The sequence below is a fragment of the Pseudomonas sp. BRG-100 genome (assembly GCF_000737955.1).
GTDB classification, from domain to species: Bacteria; Pseudomonadota; Gammaproteobacteria; order Pseudomonadales; family Pseudomonadaceae; genus Aquipseudomonas; species Aquipseudomonas synxantha_A.
In genome coordinates this window covers 6,017,043-6,033,722 of sequence record NZ_JPRX01000001.1, presented here as the reverse complement: position 1 = coordinate 6,033,722, position 16,680 = coordinate 6,017,043, and the positions used below count along the sequence as shown (strand labels likewise).

Annotated in this window: 14 protein-coding genes; 10 read left to right on the top strand and 4 right to left on the bottom strand. The window is 62.0% G+C overall.

What is annotated here, in order from left to right:
- The first annotated feature begins 348 nt into the window (after positions 1–348).
- The 7 genes from JH25_RS00825 to JH25_RS00855 all read left to right on the top strand — a co-directional run bounded on the left by JH25_RS00825 (position 349) and on the right by JH25_RS00855 (position 7,804).
- Positions 349–702: a hypothetical protein gene (locus JH25_RS00825; RefSeq protein WP_032880831.1), complete on the top strand. Its 354-nt coding sequence runs from the start codon at positions 349–351 to the stop codon at positions 700–702.
- A 259-nt stretch (positions 703–961) separates the two neighbouring features.
- Complete coding sequence (locus JH25_RS00830) at positions 962–1,921, top strand: AAA family ATPase (RefSeq protein ID WP_005787860.1); 960 nt, start codon at positions 962–964, stop codon at positions 1,919–1,921.
- 5 nt (positions 1,922–1,926) lie between these two features.
- A complete protein-coding gene (locus JH25_RS00835) occupies positions 1,927–2,859 on the top strand; it encodes a DUF58 domain-containing protein (protein ID WP_005787858.1) in 933 nt (310 codons plus the stop codon).
- A complete protein-coding gene (locus JH25_RS00840) occupies positions 2,856–3,350 on the top strand; it encodes a DUF4381 domain-containing protein (RefSeq protein ID WP_017136650.1) in 495 nt (164 codons plus the stop codon). The genes JH25_RS00835 and JH25_RS00840 overlap by 4 nt, the downstream gene beginning before the upstream one ends.
- Positions 3,343–4,431 carry a vWA domain-containing protein gene (locus JH25_RS00845; protein WP_032880830.1) on the top strand — a complete coding sequence of 363 codons (1,089 nt, stop codon included), beginning with the start codon at positions 3,343–3,345 and terminating at the stop codon, positions 4,429–4,431. The genes JH25_RS00840 and JH25_RS00845 overlap by 8 nt, the downstream gene beginning before the upstream one ends.
- Positions 4,428–6,167: a tetratricopeptide repeat protein gene (locus JH25_RS00850; protein ID WP_032880829.1), complete on the top strand. Its 1,740-nt coding sequence runs from the start codon at positions 4,428–4,430 to the stop codon at positions 6,165–6,167. Before JH25_RS00845 ends, JH25_RS00850 begins: the two co-directional genes overlap by 4 nt.
- Positions 6,164–7,804, top strand: coding sequence for a BatD family protein (locus tag JH25_RS00855; protein WP_032880828.1), 1,641 nt, complete (start codon positions 6,164–6,166; stop codon positions 7,802–7,804). Before JH25_RS00850 ends, JH25_RS00855 begins: the two co-directional genes overlap by 4 nt.
- Positions 7,805–7,943: 139 nt before the next feature.
- Here JH25_RS00855 and JH25_RS28910 read toward each other — a convergent pair whose 3' ends face one another.
- Positions 7,944–8,414 carry a hypothetical protein gene (locus JH25_RS28910; RefSeq protein ID WP_177327417.1) on the bottom strand — a complete coding sequence of 157 codons (471 nt, stop codon included), beginning with the start codon at positions 8,412–8,414 and terminating at the stop codon, positions 7,944–7,946.
- Between the two features lie 323 nt (positions 8,415–8,737).
- Here JH25_RS28910 and JH25_RS00865 point away from each other — a divergent pair, with 323 nt between their 5' ends.
- The 3 genes from JH25_RS00865 to JH25_RS00875 are packed head-to-tail and all read left to right on the top strand — an operon-like array spanning position 8,738 to position 14,204.
- Positions 8,738–9,979 carry an exonuclease SbcCD subunit D C-terminal domain-containing protein gene (locus tag JH25_RS00865; protein WP_032880827.1) on the top strand — a complete coding sequence of 414 codons (1,242 nt, stop codon included), beginning with the start codon at positions 8,738–8,740 and terminating at the stop codon, positions 9,977–9,979.
- A complete protein-coding gene (locus JH25_RS00870; RefSeq protein WP_032880826.1) occupies positions 9,976–13,614 on the top strand; it encodes an AAA family ATPase in 3,639 nt (1,212 codons plus the stop codon). The genes JH25_RS00865 and JH25_RS00870 overlap by 4 nt, the downstream gene beginning before the upstream one ends.
- On the top strand, positions 13,611–14,204 hold the full coding sequence (locus JH25_RS00875) for a glutathione S-transferase (protein ID WP_032880825.1): 594 nt from the start codon (positions 13,611–13,613) through the stop codon (positions 14,202–14,204). The genes JH25_RS00870 and JH25_RS00875 overlap by 4 nt, the downstream gene beginning before the upstream one ends.
- A 514-nt stretch (positions 14,205–14,718) precedes the next feature.
- Here JH25_RS00875 and JH25_RS00880 read toward each other — a convergent pair.
- The 3 genes from JH25_RS00880 to JH25_RS00890 form a co-directional block, all read right to left on the bottom strand.
- Positions 14,719–14,898, bottom strand: coding sequence for a hypothetical protein (locus tag JH25_RS00880; protein WP_032880824.1), 180 nt, complete (start codon positions 14,896–14,898; stop codon positions 14,719–14,721).
- Between the two features lie 156 nt (positions 14,899–15,054).
- Complete coding sequence (locus tag JH25_RS00885; protein ID WP_032880823.1) at positions 15,055–16,230, bottom strand: lactonase family protein; 1,176 nt, start codon at positions 16,228–16,230, stop codon at positions 15,055–15,057.
- Positions 16,217–16,513 carry a DUF5629 family protein gene (locus tag JH25_RS00890; protein ID WP_032880822.1) on the bottom strand — a complete coding sequence of 99 codons (297 nt, stop codon included), beginning with the start codon at positions 16,511–16,513 and terminating at the stop codon, positions 16,217–16,219. Before JH25_RS00890 ends, JH25_RS00885 begins: the two co-directional genes overlap by 14 nt.
- Between the last annotated feature and the right edge of the window lie 167 nt (positions 16,514–16,680).

Genomic DNA, 16,680 nt, shown 5'->3' with positions numbered 1-16,680 from the left:
TCAGGTCACATACAACTTCCACAAGATGCACACCTTGCCGGGTGACGGTACGACGGGCAGGTCAGGCGCCGGGCGCGGGGCACATCCGTTGCGCAGCTTAACGAGTGTAGGAAGACCGCTGCTTGCGACGCTGCGACATATTCGGTCATCGGTAAGCAGGCAATAGGTTGCAACTTGGGCAACCGCGTTTTTTCGGGCAAAAAACCTGCGTATTTCAACCCCCTGAGTACCGAAAATGACTGATACCGCAAGCCAGGTCATGCCCTGGGTCTGACACACCCTGCAGCATAAAATTCGCCGCAATGGCACAATTGCCAGCGCAACGCCCTCCTCCACACAGGATTTCCCATGCTGCAGCTGAAAACCGACGCCCTGATGGCCACCCCGTGCGACGAAGAAGAAGACAACATGGCCATGCTTTGCTGCCACGGCAAGAACGGCGAAATGTTCATGTTGAGCCGTTACCCGGATGAAGAGGAAGTGGAACTGACCTGGGATTACGAGCCGTCGACGCTGGATGGGCTGAAGATCACCTTGAGTGCCACGACGTTGCTGATCGAACTTGCAGCCGGTGATGCCGATGCATTGGGTGGCGTGGATCATCTGGAGATCACCCACGCCACGGCCGCATCCGACCTGGCTGAAGTGGAGGAAACCTTGCAGAAAATCCTCGCAGGCACTGGCACTTTCATCCGGACTTGAGCTGCACCCTGGTTCAAATGTGGGAAGGGGCTTGCCCCCGATAGCGGCGGGCCAGTTAATACATCGGTGCCCGACACACGGGCATCGGCGGCAAGCCCCCTCCCACATTGACCGTGTTCCCACACCAAAAGCCTACAAGTTTTTCTGAAAATACCCGTGACGTCGTTAGTCGTCACCCCCTTCGATGCATTAAAGTAAGCCTCCCAAGCCTGGCGCTCGCGCTCCACCATCAGGCTCATCTTTCCAGGAACCGTCATCGATGGAACATCGTGAAGCGCTGCTTGCGCTGCGAACCTTTCTTTCTACGCAGATTCTCGGCCAGGAAAAACTCATCGATCGCCTGCTGATCGCCCTGCTCGCCGACGGCCATATGCTGGTCGAAGGCGCACCGGGGCTGGCCAAGACCAAGGCGATCAAGGAGCTGGCCGAAGGCATCGAAGCGCAGTTCCATCGTATCCAGTTCACCCCCGACCTGCTGCCCGCCGACATCACCGGCACCGAGATCTATCGCCCGGAAACCGGCAGTTTCGTGTTCCAGCAGGGGCCGATATTCCACAACCTGGTGCTCGCCGACGAAATCAACCGCGCCCCGGCCAAGGTCCAGTCGGCCTTGCTTGAAGCGATGGCCGAGCGCCAGGTCAGCGTGGGCCGTAGCACTTACGAGCTATCGCCGCTGTTTTTGGTGATGGCCACGCAGAACCCCATCGAGCAGGAAGGCACCTACCCTCTGCCCGAAGCCCAGCTCGACCGCTTCCTCATGCACGTGAAGATCGGTTTCCCGGACGCCGCCGTCGAACGGCGCATCCTTCAGCAGGCCCGCGGCGAAGCGCTCAATGGCGAAACCAAGCCCGAGCGGCGCGTCAGCCAACAGGCGATCTTTGCCGCCCGCAAGGAAATCCTTGGCCTGTACATGGCCGATGCGGTAGAGGAATACCTGGTGCAACTGGTCATGGCCACGCGTACGCCTTCCAAGTTCGACCCGGAAATGGCCGAGTGGATCGCCTATGGCGCCAGCCCCCGAGGCTCCATCGCCCTGGACCGTTGCGCCCGCGCCCACGCCTGGCTGGCCGGTCGCGACTTCGTGAGCCCCGAGGATATCCAGGCGGTGCTGTTCGACGTGCTGCGTCACCGCATCATCCTGTCGTTCGAAGCCGAAGCTGCCGGGATCGACCAGGACCGCGTGGTGCAACGCATTCTTGACGTTGTTGCCGTCGCTTGAAGCCGATGAACGCCAGCGATGGTATACGCGTAACCCTCAGTGAACTGATTGAGATGCGTCACCACGTGCGCGAAGTGCAGCTGTTCTCCACGCCCGGCCAGCGCAGCCCGTTGATCGGCCTGCACCACTCCAAGCTGCGCGGGCGCGGTGTGGACTTCGATCAGGTGCGGGTGTACCAGGCGGGCGACGACGTGCGCACCATCGACTGGCGCGTGACAGCGCGCACCCAGGAACCGCACACCAAGTTGTTCCACGAAGAACGCGAACGGCCGATCTTTATCATGGTGGAGCAAAGCTGCCGTCTGTTCTTCGGCTCGGGGCAGATGTTCAAGTCGGTGCTCGCCGCACAAGCGGCCAGCCTGATCGGCTGGGCGGCCCTGGGGCATAACGATCGGGTCGGCGGACTGGTGTTCGGCGACAGCGAGCACTACGAAATCAAGCCTCGACGCAGCAAACAAAGCCTGTTGCAGCTGCTTAACCGCCTGGTGCGGGTCAACCAGAGCCTGAACACCGAAAGCCGCCCCGAAGCTGATGCCCTGGGCATGGCCTTGCGCCGTGGCCGTGAAGTGTTGCGACCGGGCAGCCTGGGGATTGTGATCTGCGATGAACGGGCGCTGACTGACAGCGCCGAGCAACAGCTGAGCCTGCTGTCGCGACATTGCGACCTGTTGCTGCTGCCCATTTCCGACCCCCTTGATCACGCCCTGCCCGCCGCCGGGTTACTGCGCTTTGCAGAACGCGGCGCACAGCTGGAACTGGACACCCTGAACATTGATTTGCGCCAGGCCTACAAAGCCCAGGCCGAAGCGCGTATCGCCCGCTGGGAACGGCTCGCGCAAAAGCTGCGGGTATTGTTGATGCCGTTGAGCACACAGAGTGAAATGGTCGAGCAACTGCGCGAGTACCTCAACCCGCAACGCCCGGTTAAAAAACAATGAGCAGCCTGGACCAACTGCAACCGCTGATCGCCCCGCCGGCCATCGGCTTCTGGCCGCCTGCGCCCGGCTGGTGGCTGTTGCTGCTGGTGATCCCGCTGCTCGGCTGGGGCCTGTGGTGGTTGCGCCGCTTCCTGCCAACCCGCCGCCCCGTGGCCCGCGCCGAACAACCGCTGGACCCGCTGCGCATCGCCGCCCTCGCCGAACTGGCCTTGATGCCCAAGCCCTACGACGGCGCGCCCGCAGGTGCCTGGCTGCAACAACTCAACGGCCTGCTCAAGCGCCTGTGCCGTAACGACTACCCGTATAGCCAGAGCCATACCCTCAACGGCCGCAAATGGCTGGCCTTCCTCGACAACCGCTGCCCCGCCGCCGGCCTGACGCGCTGGATGGTACTGGTGGAAGGCGCCTACAAGCCCGAATGCAAACTCGACGACAAAGCCATCGCCGGCCTGACTCAAGCTGTCGACACCTGGATCCGCAAACATGTTTGAGTTCGCCTGGCCGTGGATCTTTACCCTGTTGCCATTGCCCTGGTTGATGCGCCTGATCCTGCCCGTGGCCGACAGCGGCGAACCGGCATTGAAAGTCAGCTACCTGAGCGACCTCGAAGGCTTGGCCCGCCGTCGCGCCCGCGCCAACCTGCCAGGCTGGCGCCAGCAGGCCCCCTTCGTGGTGCTGTGGCTGCTGCTGTTGACTGCCGCCGCACGCCCGCAATGGCTGGGCGAGCCTTTGCCAATTGCCGCCAGTGGCCGGGACTTGCTGGTGGCGGTCGACGTGTCAGGCTCCATGGATTTCCCCGACATGCACTGGCAGGGTGAGGACGTGAGTCGCCTGGCCCTGGTCAAACACCTGCTCGGGGACTTTCTTGAAGAACGCGAAGGTGACCGCGTGGGCTTGATCCTGTTTGGTACTCAAGCCTACCTGCAGGCACCGCTGACCTTTGATCGGCGCACCGTACGTACCTGGCTGGACGAAGCGCGTATCGGCATTGCCGGCAAGAACACCGCCATCGGCGATGCCATTGGCCTGGCCTTGAAACGCCTGCGCCAACGCCCGGCGCAAAGCCGTGTGCTGATCCTGATCACCGACGGCGCCAATAACGCCGGGCAGATCGACCCGTTGACGGCAGCGCGACTGGCGGCCGAAGAAGGCGTGAAGATTTACCCGATCGGCATTGGCGCCGACCCGGAGCAAACCGGTTCCCTGGGCATTCTCGGCGTAAATCCGAGCCTGGACCTCGACGAGCCGGCACTCAAGGCGATGGCCGAGGCCACCGGCGGTCAATATTTCCGCGCCCATGACGGCGAGGAACTGCAGCAAATCAAGGAGACCCTCGACACCCTGGAGCCCGTCGAACAACAACCCACCCAAGCGCGACCGGCCCAGGCGTTGTACAGCGGCCCGCTGGCGCTGGCGCTGATCTTGAGCCTGTTGCTGGTGATCCAGGAACGCTGGCCCAACAACGCCTTGCAACGCGGGTTCAACAAGCTGTCGAGCAAAGGGATCTTCCTGCAACAACACCCTGAATGGCGCCAGCGCCTCAAGCGCTTGCGTTTGCGGAGACGTCGATGATCGCCCTGTGGCCGCACTGGTTCCGGCCCTGGTGGCTGTTGCTGCTGCCGCTGCTCGGCTGGTTGCTGTGGCAGTTGTGGCACCGACAAAAGCGCGCCGGCCGCTGGCAGATGATCCTGCCACCGGCCTTCCATGCCGTACTGCTCAGTGGCGGCAACGGCCGCGAGAGCAAATCGCCGTGGGTGCTGCTGGGCATCGCCTGGCTGTTGGCCGTGCTGGCGTTGCTGGGGCCCAGTTGGCAACGGGTTGAACAGCCCAGTCAGAAACCCGCTGACCCGCTGGTGGTACTGCTGGAACTGACCCCGGAAATGCTTGCCACCGACAGCCCGCCCAACCGCCTGGAGCAGGCGCGGCGCAAGCTGTATGACCTGCTGCAAGCACGCACCGATGCGCAAACCGCCATCGTCGTGTATGCGGGCAGCGCCCATACGCTGGTGCCGCTGTCGGACGACCTGGCCACCAGCCGCAATCTGCTGGAGGCCCTGCGCCCTTCGATCATGCCCGAGCCCGGCCATCGCGCCGATCTGGCCGTGGAAAAAGCCCTCGGCCTGCTCAAGCAAGGCGGGCTCGGCCAGGGGCGCCTGCTGCTGATCGGCTCCTCGCTGTCGAAACAGGAGCGCCAGGGCATCCGCCTGCAACTGCAAAGCGCCCAGGCACCGCCCTTGTCGATCCTCGGCATCGGCAGCCGTGAAGGCACACCGGTGACCCAGGAAAGCGGCGAGTTCCTCAAGGACGACCAGGGCGCGATCCTGGTGCCACGCCTCGACAGCCCGACGCTCAAGGCCTTCGCCAGTGAAATGGGTGGCCGCTACCGTGCAGCGCGCCTGGATGACAAGGACCTGCGCCAACTGGGTATGCTCGACAGCGTACAAGCCCTGCGCAACGACGGCCAAGTGCTGCACCTGGACACCTGGGCCGATCAGGGTTACTGGCTGCTGCTGCCGCTGTTACTGCTGGCCGCCTGCGCCGGGCGTCGCGGCTGGCTGTTCTGCCTGCCGTTGCTGTTGCTGGGCGCGCCACAACCCAGTTACGCCTTTGGCCTTCAGGACCTGTGGCTGCGCCCCGACCAGCAAGGTCAATACCTGCTCAAGCACAAGCGCCCAGCCGAAGCCGCCGAACACTTTCAAGACCCGCAATGGCAAGGTGTAGCCCTGTACGAAGCCGGCAATTACGCCGAGGCGATCAAACGTTTTGCCCAGGGCAACGACGCCTATTCCCACTACAATCGAGGCAATGCCCTGGCCAAAGCCGGTGAACTTGAAGCCGCTATCGACGCCTACGAGCAAGCCCTGGAAGCCCAGCCCGATCTGCAACCGGCGCTGAAAAACAAGGCCCTGGTTGAAACCCTGATGCAAGAGCAAGCCGAGCCCGAGCCGACCCAGCCTGCAAAAAACGAAGATGACGAAAGCCCCCAACCCGGCCAAACTGCGCAACCGGGGGCCAGCGGGCAAACGGGCCAGAGCGGCGAACAATCGCCCCAGGGCCAGGGCGAAGCCAGCAGCGGTGAAACTCAGGCCGGCGGCGCCCCACAGCCAGGCCACAATGAAGTGCCGGGCAGCGAACTGGGCGACGAGCACACCACCACGCCGCCCCTGCGCCCTGTCGACACCCGCCTTGAAGGTGAGCGCCGCCAGGCGCTGGAGCAATGGCTGCAAGAGATCCCGGACAATCCCGGTGAGCTGCTGCGGCGCAAATTCTGGTACGAACAGCAACAACATCAGGACACGACTCGATGAGCCGCCGCACCACCCTTTTGCTTCTGCTCGCGTTGTCGGCAGGCCACGCCCAGGCGGCGAACCTGGTTGCCAGCGTTGACCGTAACCGCCTCAACTCCGGGGAAACGGTGGAGCTGACGGTGGAGTCCAGCGATGTAACCCAATTCGGCAAGCCGGACCTGTCGCCCCTGGACGCACAGTTTGAAGTCAGCGGCACCCGCCAGATCAACCAGCTCACCACCCTGGGCGGCGATAACCACGCCACCACCCGCTGGATCATCACCCTGCTGCCCAAGGAAAACGGCAACGTGATCATCCCGCCGTTGCAAGTGGGCGCACTCAAGACCCAGCCGATCACCCTGCAAGTGGTCGAAACCGCCAGCCAGAACACCAGCACCGAGCTGGCCCCAGTATTTATCGAGGCCAACCTCGACCAGACCGCCGTGTACGTCCAGGCCCAAGCGCTGTTGACCGTACGCGTGTACCACTCGGTATCGCTGTATGACGACAGCAGCCTCACGCCCTTGCAGATTCCCGATGCACGTGTCGAACAACTGGGCGAGTCGCGTACCTATGAGAAGGTCATCAACAGCATCCGCCATGGCGTGATCGAGACCCGCTACGCTGTCTACCCGCAGCACAGCGGCACGGTGGTGATTCCGGCGCAGACCTTCAGCGCTACCCTGGTCGAATCGCGCCCACCCCAGGAAAACACACTGCAGGGCACCAAGCCGGGCAAGATGATCCACGTCAGCTCTGCGGCCCTGCCGTTGACGATCAAACCCAAGCCGGACCTCTACCCCGCCGACGCTCCCTGGCTGCCGGCGCGCAGCCTGACCCTGAGCGAAGGCTGGAACCCTACGCCGGACCACGTGCAGGTCGGCGACTCTCTGACTCGCAGCCTCACCGTGCAGGCCGAGGGCTTATCCAGCGCACAGTTGCCGGCGCTGCCCAGCGCCGACGTCAACGGCCTGCGCCGCTACCCGGACCAACCGGTACTGGGCAACCAGACCAGCGACCGCGGCCTGATCGGCAGCCGTGAAGACCGCGAAGCCCTGGTGCCAACCCGCGCCGGCGAGCTGGAACTGCCGCCGGTGGAAGTGGTGTGGTGGAACACCCACGAAGATCACCTGGAACGCACCAGCCTGCCGGCGCGCACTGTGCAAGTGGCGGTCAATCCCAGCCTGGTGGTGGACGCACCCGCCACGCCGACCATCATCACTGCACCCGACGATGAGCGCCTGTGGCTGTGGCAACTGAGCACACTGATCCTGGCATGCACCACGTTGCTGGGCTTCGGCCTGTGGTGGCGCGCCCGTCGGCAGCCGGCCGTACAGCGCGCCGCGCAAACCGGCCCGAGCCCGCGCACCCTGCTCGACGACCTCAAGCGCGCCACCCAGGCCAACGATCCGCAAGCCACCCGCCAGGCCCTCGATGCCTGGGCGCGTCAACAGCCGGAAACCCTGGCCGACATGGCGGCGCGGTTTGTGCCATTGTCAGATGCCCTGGATGGCTTGAACGGCGCGCTGTACAGCGAAAGCGGCCAGTACTGGCTGGGTGAAGACCTGTGGCGTGCGATCAAGGCCATCCCCGTGGCCGAACGCGAGCAGGACCCGGCGACCGACACCACCAGCTTGCCGCCGTTGTATCCCAAGTAATACCGCAAACTCATGTGGGAGGGGGCTTGCTCCCGATGGCAGAGTTTCAGTTGATACATCTTTAACTGACCCACCGCTATCGGGAGCAAGCCCCCTCCCACAGTTGCGCGGTGTCGCCTGTTCGACATCCATCTGGATGTTAGTGATTACGGCGCGGCACCTTCCATTCACGATGGGGGAATTTGTACAGATAGTTCAGGTTATCCATATCGAACCGGCCATCTTCCTTGCCGGGGCCACCAAAGAAGCTGATGCCGATATCCAGCTTGCGCAGCAGTTCGGGGCGTGACAACAACTCCAGTGCCGTGTGGTGTGCCTCTGGAGAAAATGACCTGTCGCTGGCTATCAGACCGGCCGCTTCTTTCAATTCATTGAAGTTTACGTAGCTGTCTGTCGCCCCGGCGGCGAACTCGCGAAAGTGGTCGCGGACCAGCCCTATCAGTTGCCGGTCGGTCACTCCACCAAAAGGACGCGCGTGAGGGGCGCCGGCTTGGGCCTCAGCGCTTCGCGCTTGCCGATGGCTGGACGAGGGTGAGGTTTTTTCAGGGTTCACCTGCTGAGGCATCACGTGAAAAGGACTAATAGGGGATGCATTTATTGAAACTGTCATGGTGAGTCTCTGATTCCGAAGGTTAATTAAGGCGTCCACGTGAGTGTGTGGTCCTCCCCTGCCCAACCGTTCCCCACGGCTGGCGCCCAACGCGACATGGCCCGCGCAATGGCCTGCCTGCCCCCCCCCAACCCCGTCAACACCCATAACCCCTGTGGGAGGGGGCTTGCTCCCGATAACGGTGGATCAGCCAATTAATCCATATCTGATTCACCGTCATCGGGGCAAGTCCTCTGCTATATCGGGTCTGGGCCACTTGCAGGCACTGTGTGCGTGTTTACAGGTAAACTCCCCTCCTTTTCATCTTCTCCACGGAGTTCGCCTTGCGTCTGTTTCACACCTCCGACTGGCACCTGGGCCAAAACCTCCACGGCCAGGAACGCGACTTCGAACATGCCTGTTTCCTTGAGTGGCTGCTGGGCCAACTGAAGGCCCAGCGCCCGGATGCGCTGTTGATCGCTGGCGATATCTTCGACACGGTCAACCCGCCGCTCAAGGCCCAGGAACGCCTGTATGACTTCATCATCAGCGCCCACGAGCAAAACCCGACGCTGACGATTGTGATGATCGCCGGCAACCATGACTCCGGCTCGCGTATCGAGCTGCCCGCGCCATTGATGCGCCGCCTGCGCACTCATGCCCTGGGCCGGGTGTTGTGGCTCGACGATGGCCAGTTGGACGCAGAACGCCTGCTGATCCCCTTGCCGGATGCCAAAGGCAAGATTGCCGCCTGGTGCCTGGCGCTGCCATTCCTGCGCCCGGCGGAAGTTACCGGTGCGCATCTGGGAGACGACTACTTGCGGGGTATCGGCCAGGTGCATGAATGGCTGATCGCCGCCGCCAATGCCAAACGCAAAAAAGGCCAGGCACTGATAGCCATCAGTCATGCGCACATGGCCGGGGGGTCGGTATCGGAAGACTCCGAGCGCAGCCTGATCATCGGCAATGCCGAGGCACTGCCGGCCAGCCTGTTCGACAAAACCGTCGGCTATGTTGCCCTCGGCCACTTGCACAAGCCGCAACAGGTCAATGGCGAAGAGCGCATTCGCTACAGCGGCTCGCCGATTCCGCTGTCGTTTTCCGAGATTGGCTACAAGCATCAGGTGCTCGACGTGACGTTCCAGGGTGAACGGCTGGTGGGCGTCGAACCGCTGCTGATCCCCCGTTCAGTCAACCTGCAACGTCTGGAAGCCGCACCGCTGGCGGACATTCTCAAGCAGCTGCGCGACCTGCCGGACATCGACCTGCTGGCCGAAACCCAACGTCACCCTTGGCTGGAAGTGCGGGTACGCCTCGACGAACCACAGCCAGACCTGCGCCAGCAGATCGAAACTGCCCTGCAAGGCAAAGCCGTGCGCCTGGTGCGCATCGCCGCCGAATACGCCGGCCAGCGCGGCAACAGCGAAAGCGACGATGAGCGCTTGATCGAACTCGACCAGCTCACGCCCCAGGAATTGTTCAGCCGTGCCTGGCAGGACAGCTATGGCAGCGAAGTGGATGAACAAACCCTGAAGGGTTTCGCCGTGCTGCTCCAGGAAGTGCAACAGGAGGACGAACAGCCATGAAGATCCTCGCTATCCGCCTGAAAAACCTCGCCTCCCTGGCCGGCCCGTTCGAGATCGACTTCACCGCCGAGCCCCTGGCCAGTGCGGGCCTGTTCGCTATCACCGGGCCGACCGGCGCGGGTAAAAGCACGCTGCTTGACGCATTGTGCCTGGCATTGTTCGGCGCGGTGCCGCGCCTGGGCGATACCGGCCAGGCCAAGATGCCGGACGCCGACACCGATATTTCCATTGGCGATCCGCGCACGCTGATTCGGCGCGGCACCGGCGGCGGTTATGCCGAAGTGGATTTCGTCGGCGTCAGTGGCCGTCGCTACCGCGCGCGCTGGGAAGCCAACCGCGCCCGCGACAAGGCCAGCGGCAAGTTGCAGAACAGCCGGCAAAGCTTGATCGACCTGGACAGCGAGCAACTGCTGGCCAGCCAGAAAACCGAATACAAGACTCAGCTTGAGCTGGCCCTGGGCCTGAACTTCGAGCAGTTCACCCGTGCGGTGTTGCTGGCGCAAAGCGAGTTCAGCGCCTTCCTCAAGGCCAATGACAATGAGCGCAGCGAACTGCTGGAAAAGCTCACCGACACCGCGCTGTACACCCAACTGGGTCGACGTGCGTTCGACAAGGCCAAGGAGGCCAGGGATGCTCACAAACAGCTGCAAGACCAGGCCACCGGCGTAGTACCCCTGGCACCTGAAGCTCGCGCCGAACTCGATCAACAGTTGGCCGAGGCCCAGCAACAACTCAAGACTCAGCAGGCCCAGCTCAAGCAGTTGGAGTTGCAGCACACCTGGCTTAAAGAGTTGCGTGAGTGGCAAGAGCGCCAGCTCAGCGCCGTCGAACAACTGCAGCAGGCCCAGCAGCAGTGGGACAGCCAAGGCCCGCAACGCCAGGACCTCAATCGCCTGGAGCAATTGGCACCGCAACGTCATCACTTCCTGCGCCAGGCTGAACTCGGCACCCTGCTGACGCCACTCGCGGCACAGATTCAGCAACAGCTGGAGCAGCAAGTCGCCCTGCATACCCGCCAGGACCAGGCGCAACAACAGCAAGTGGCCGCCCAAGCGGCGCTGGCCGACGCCCTGAAAAACCAGGCCGAGGCGGCTCCCCTGCTGCGCCAGGCCGTTGAAGAACAGAACACCCTCGCCCACTTGACCCGGGAACTGGCCAAGCGCAGCGAAGAAAAACAACAACAGCAAAGCGCCTGCAACGAAGGCCACGCCCTGCTCAAGGGTTTGCAAGACACGCAAACCCAAGTCGCCGAGCGCCTGCACCGCCTGGCTGCCGAGCTTGAGCACAGCACCGCCCTTGCCCCGCTGAGCGAAGCCTGGAACGCCTACCGCGACCGTCTGCAACAGCTGATGGTGATCGGCAATCGCCTCAACAAGGGCGAGGCCGAACTGCCGCAACTCGAACAGCGTGCCAGCGCCGCCGCCGATCAGTTCACCCAACAGCGCGAAGCGCTCGACCTGCTCTATCAGGAAGCCGGTGCCGAACCCCACGCGGTGGCCGAGCAAATTCAGTTGCTGGCCAGCCTGCTGCAGGATAATCGCAAGCAACAGCGTGCTTTCGAAGACCTGGCCCGCTTGTGGGACAGCCAGCAGCAACTGGATCAACAGACAGGCGCGCTGACACAACAACTCGCCGATGCCGCGCAACGCCGCGAGCGACTGAACCAGAGCGGTTTGCAAACCAAGGCCGAACTCAGCGTGGCTGAGCAAACCCTGACGGTGACCAAGCAACTGCTGGAACGTCAGCGCCTGGCCCGCAGCGCCAGCGTCGAAGAGTTGCGCGCGCAATTGCAGGATGACCAGCCCTGCCCGGTGTGCGGCAGCCACGAGCATCCGTATCACCAGCCCGAAGCCCTGTTGCAGAGCCTGGGTCGCCATGACGAGAACGAAGAAGCCACGGCGCAAAAGGCGGTCGACGACCTCAAGGAAAAACTCAATGAACTGCGCGGTGAAGTCGGTGGACTGATCGCCGAACAGAAGGAGTTCCTGCGCCAACAGGAACAGCTGGCGATACAACAGCAAGGCCTGGCACAGAGCCTGGAGGCCCATCCGCTGTACGCCTCGTTGTTCAATCAGGACGCGGCCAAACGCAGCGGCTGGCTGGCTCAGCAACTGGCCCAACTGACCCAGAGCCTCACTCAGGACGAACAACGCCAGGACGCCCTGCTCAACCTGCAACAAAACGCCGGGCGCCTTCAGCAGCAGTTGCAAGCCGCTCAGGAGGCCAGCCAGCAAACCCGGCAGTTGCTGGTGGACCAGCAACGGGAATTGGCCAAGGACCGCGAACGCCTCGACGCAGAACTCGCCACCTTCGCCACCCTGTTGCCCACCCAAACCCTGGAGGGTTTGCGCAGTGCGCCTGCGGCGACCTTCATGCAGCTCGACCAGCAGGTCAGTCAACGCCTTGAGCAGTTGGGCCATCAGCGCGATGAACTGGCCGAGCAGCAGGAGCGCCAGCAGGCCATCGAGAAACAGCAGACCCACCAGCAACATCGCCAGCAGCAGCTCGACGCGCTCACGCTGCAAGTCACCGAAGTGGCCTCACAGCAACAAGCTGTTCAAGAAAAACTCAGCGCCTTGCTGGGCGACCACGCCAGCGCCGAACACTGGCAGCAGCAACTGGAGCAGACCGTCGCGCAGTCACGCCAAAGCGAGACCGACGCCAACCACGAGCTGCACACCGTGCACACGGCCCTGGTCCAACTGGCTGCTGACCTTAAGGCCCAGCAGGACCGCCAGCACGCGCTGCAAGCGGAACAACAAGCGCTTGAAACACGCATCAATGAATGGCGCACGCTGCACCCCGATCTGGATAACCAGGGCCTGTCACGTTTATTAGCCTTCGATGAGGCTCAGATCGCGCAGCTACGCCAGGACCTGAACAGCAGCGAAAAAACTGTCGAGCAAGCCAAGGTGCTGCTGCAAGAGCGCGAACAGCGCTTGGCCGAACACCAGGCCTTGCACAACGGCAATCTCGACGCCGATCAACTGGACCACACCCTGGCGGCGCTCAATCAGCGGCTGGCCGAAGGCGAGAAGCATTGCGCCGAACTGCGCGCCCGCCAAGCCGAAGATCAACGCCGCCAGGACGCCAACCAGGCCCTGGCCGAACAGATCACCAAGGCCTATGAAGAATGGCAGCGCTGGGCGCGCCTGAATGCGTTGATCGGTTCGGCCACCGGCGACACCTTCCGCAAGATCGCCCAGGCCTACAACCTCGATTTGCTGGTGCACCATGCCAACGTGCAGTTGCGCCAACTGGTGCGCCGCTACCGGCTTAAACGCGGCGGCAGTATGCTCGGGCTGTTGGTGATGGACACGGAGATGGGTGACGAATTGCGCTCGGTACACTCACTGTCCGGTGGCGAAACCTTCCTGGTGTCATTGGCGCTGGCCTTGGGCCTGGCGTCCATGGCCTCAAGCACCTTGAAGATCGAGTCGCTGTTTATCGATGAAGGTTTCGGCAGCCTCGACCCCGAGTCCCTGCAATTGGCCATGGACGCTTTGGATGGTTTGCAGGCTCAGGGCCGCAAGGTGGCGGTGATCTCTCACGTTCAGGAAATGCACGAGCGTATCCCGGTGCAAATCCAGGTCAAGCGCCAGGGCAATGGCCTGAGCACCCTGGAGGTCAAGTGAGCCAGGCGCTGCTGTATTCGTTCCGGCGCTGCCCTTATGCAATGCGGGCGCGATTGGCGCTGCGCTATTCAGGCGTGCCGGTGGACATTATCGAAGTGAGCCTGAAAGCCAAGCCGACCGAGATGCTGGCGCTGTCGCCCAAGGGCACGGTGCCGGTGTTGAGCGTCGAAGGCCGAGTGATCGAAGAAAGCCTGGAGATCATGCAGTGGGCGCTGGCACAGCACGATCCCGAGGATTGGTTGTTGCAGGGTGAGCCTGCGGTATTGGCGCTGATTAGCGAGAACGATCAGGTGTTCAAACATCACTTGAATCGATACAAGTACGCCGAACGCTACCCGGAGCAACCGATGGAACATTATCGGGCCGAGGGCGAGGTGTTTTTGCGCAAGCTGGAGGGTTTGCTGACAGAGCGGGAGTATTTGCTTGCCGATCACCTGAGCCTGGCAGATGCGGCCGTTGTGCCGTTCGTGCGCCAGTTTGCCCATGTAGATCGCGAGTGGTTTGCGGGGACGCCGTACTACCGGTTGCAGGCGTGGCTTCAACGGTTTCTGGAATCACCGCTGTTTATTGCGGTGATGGCAAAAACCTGAGTTTTACTCGACTAAATGTGGGAGGAGCTTGCTCCCGATAGTGGTGGGTCAGTCACAGGTGTGCTTACTGATACTCCCTCATCGGGGCATAGGTATCTACACAACTTCTGGTATGGCGCTGTACCTGTGGGAGGGGGCTTGCTCCCGATGGCGGCCTCAGGGCCGACCAGGATGCCGGATCAAACCGAGTACATATCCGTTATTTAGGCAACGGCTACTATTGGTTCCGCTCTTACAGCGGCTCACTTTTGAAAAGCGCAAAAGTAAGCAAAACGCTCTTGCCCCACCACTCGGCACCTCGCCTAGGCTCGGTGTGCCCGTAATCCGCCAGCGTGGTTTGACGGGGCGCTTAAGATCAAAAGCAGATCAAGATCAAGATCAAGATCAAGATCAAGATCAAGAGCGGCTCGCTTCGCATCGTGGTTACGCTCGGCGGTGGCTACAAAAGTTGTGTAGATACCCATGCTCATCGGGGGCAAGCCCCCTCCCACATCAGGCCTCTATTGTCTGAAGCTCAGTGCTGAGTCTTGTGATCCAGCGCTGCATAGAAATTGGCACTCTGTTGCAGGTATTTCTGGGTGTAGGCCGTGACACTGGATTTCTTGTCAGTGACTTCCACACTGGCGTTGGCAGGCAATGCCACGGTGGCGGAAACAGCGGAAGCGGCGATGATGGAGAAGAGATTCAAGTTCATGGCGGTAACCCTTGTGTTCGTTTGGTTGAGTGGCCGGTGGAGGCCTTGGAACCAAACTTACGCCCGAGGGTTGGACCTTAGAAATGCTTTGAAACAGTAGCCGCTATCAACCGAATTAATACAAAGGCTCAGGCCCCGCACTGCGGGGCCTGTGGCTTATTGACGCACCAGGAACTTGAGGTCGCTGGGGGCATCGATCGGCAATTGCTGCACGGTTTTACCCAACAAACCGGTCTTGGGGTCGCGTTCAACCACCACGATTTCATTGCTTTTCTGGTTGGCGATCAGCAGGAACTTGCCGCTCGGGTCGAGGCTGAACTCACGAGGGTGATCACCTTCGACAGAGCGACGCTGGATTTCCTTGAGGTGCGCGGTGGCCGGGTCGATGCTGAACACCAGCAACTGATTGGCCGTACCGCGGTTGCTCACGTAGAGGAACTTGCCGTCGCTTGACGCATGCAGCGCCGCGCCGGCTTTGTCGGACACCGGTTGGCCAGCGGCATAGTCCAGCAGCTGGGTTTGCGTCAGCTTGCCATCGCTGTAATCGAACACCGCGACCTGAGCGCTCATTTCGGTGGTCAGCCAGGCGTGTTTGCCGTCGGCGCTGAACAGCAAATGACGTGGGCCGCTGCCGGGTGGCAGTTGCACCGAGGCCGGGTTGGCCGGCGTCAGCGGCAATTCGTGATTGGCCTTGGGATCGTACTGGTAGACAAACACTTTGTCCGCGCCCAGGTCCTGCACATATACGTACTTGCCATCCAGTGACGACACCACGGAATGCACGTGATTGGACGCCTGGCGCTCAGGATTTACCCGGCTGGCCGGATGCCCGCTCAACTGCACCGGGGCCGACAGCTTGCCCTCGGCGCCTACCGGCAGCACCGCCAGGCTGCCGCCCGGGTCTTCGAGTACCGAATAGTTGGCAACAAACAGGTGACGCCCATCGGCGGCGACGCTGGAATGGGTCGGCTCGTTGCCCAGGCTCTGCACCTGGTTGATCAGGGTGAGCTGATGATTTTGCGGGTCGATTCTGTAACTGCTGACACGACCCACCGGGTCTTTCTGGCCTGGACCGTTCTCGTTGACCACAAACAGGTACTTCTGGTCCTTGGAAACCGTCAACCACGACGGGTTGGCCGTCTTGGCAGCCAGCACCGGCTTGCCGCTGAACTGCCCGGTGCGGCTGTCGAATTGCAGGCGGTAGATACCTTCGCTGGTGCCGGCGGTATAGCTGCCCACCAGCAGCTCATAGGTGTCAGCCGGTGCAGCCTGCACCGACATGGCACCGACACTGCCCGCCATCAGCAAGGGCCAGAATTTACGCATCATCATCGGCTACATCCTCATCGTTATTGTTGCCGGTGAAGGCGCTCATGCAGATCAAGCGGTGCTCGCCCGATTCACCGGTAAGGGTCCAGCTTTGCAGGGTGCCGTCGAACGTGGCCGTCTGCACCTGGGCCAGGCTGAACGCCCAGCGTTTTTCTGCACGGCCGTCCATGGCGGTGATCAGCAACTTCTCGTTATCGAGTTCGAAGTCAAAGGCGTGCAAGCCATCGATTTCAAGCATGTCGCTGGTTTCAAGGGTGTCCGGCAGGGTGGCAGATTCGGCAGTCATCACATCAGTCGTTCAGAGGAAAGACCTCATGATAGGCCAAATTGTTGCATCGGCCTAAACGCTGCGTTCAACCATCGGGGGCGTTCACATGCCGCCATAATTACTCCCCCTACGTCGGCCTGCGCATTATCAGCTTTTGCCGCTGATACAGCGTTGCCGGAAACAGC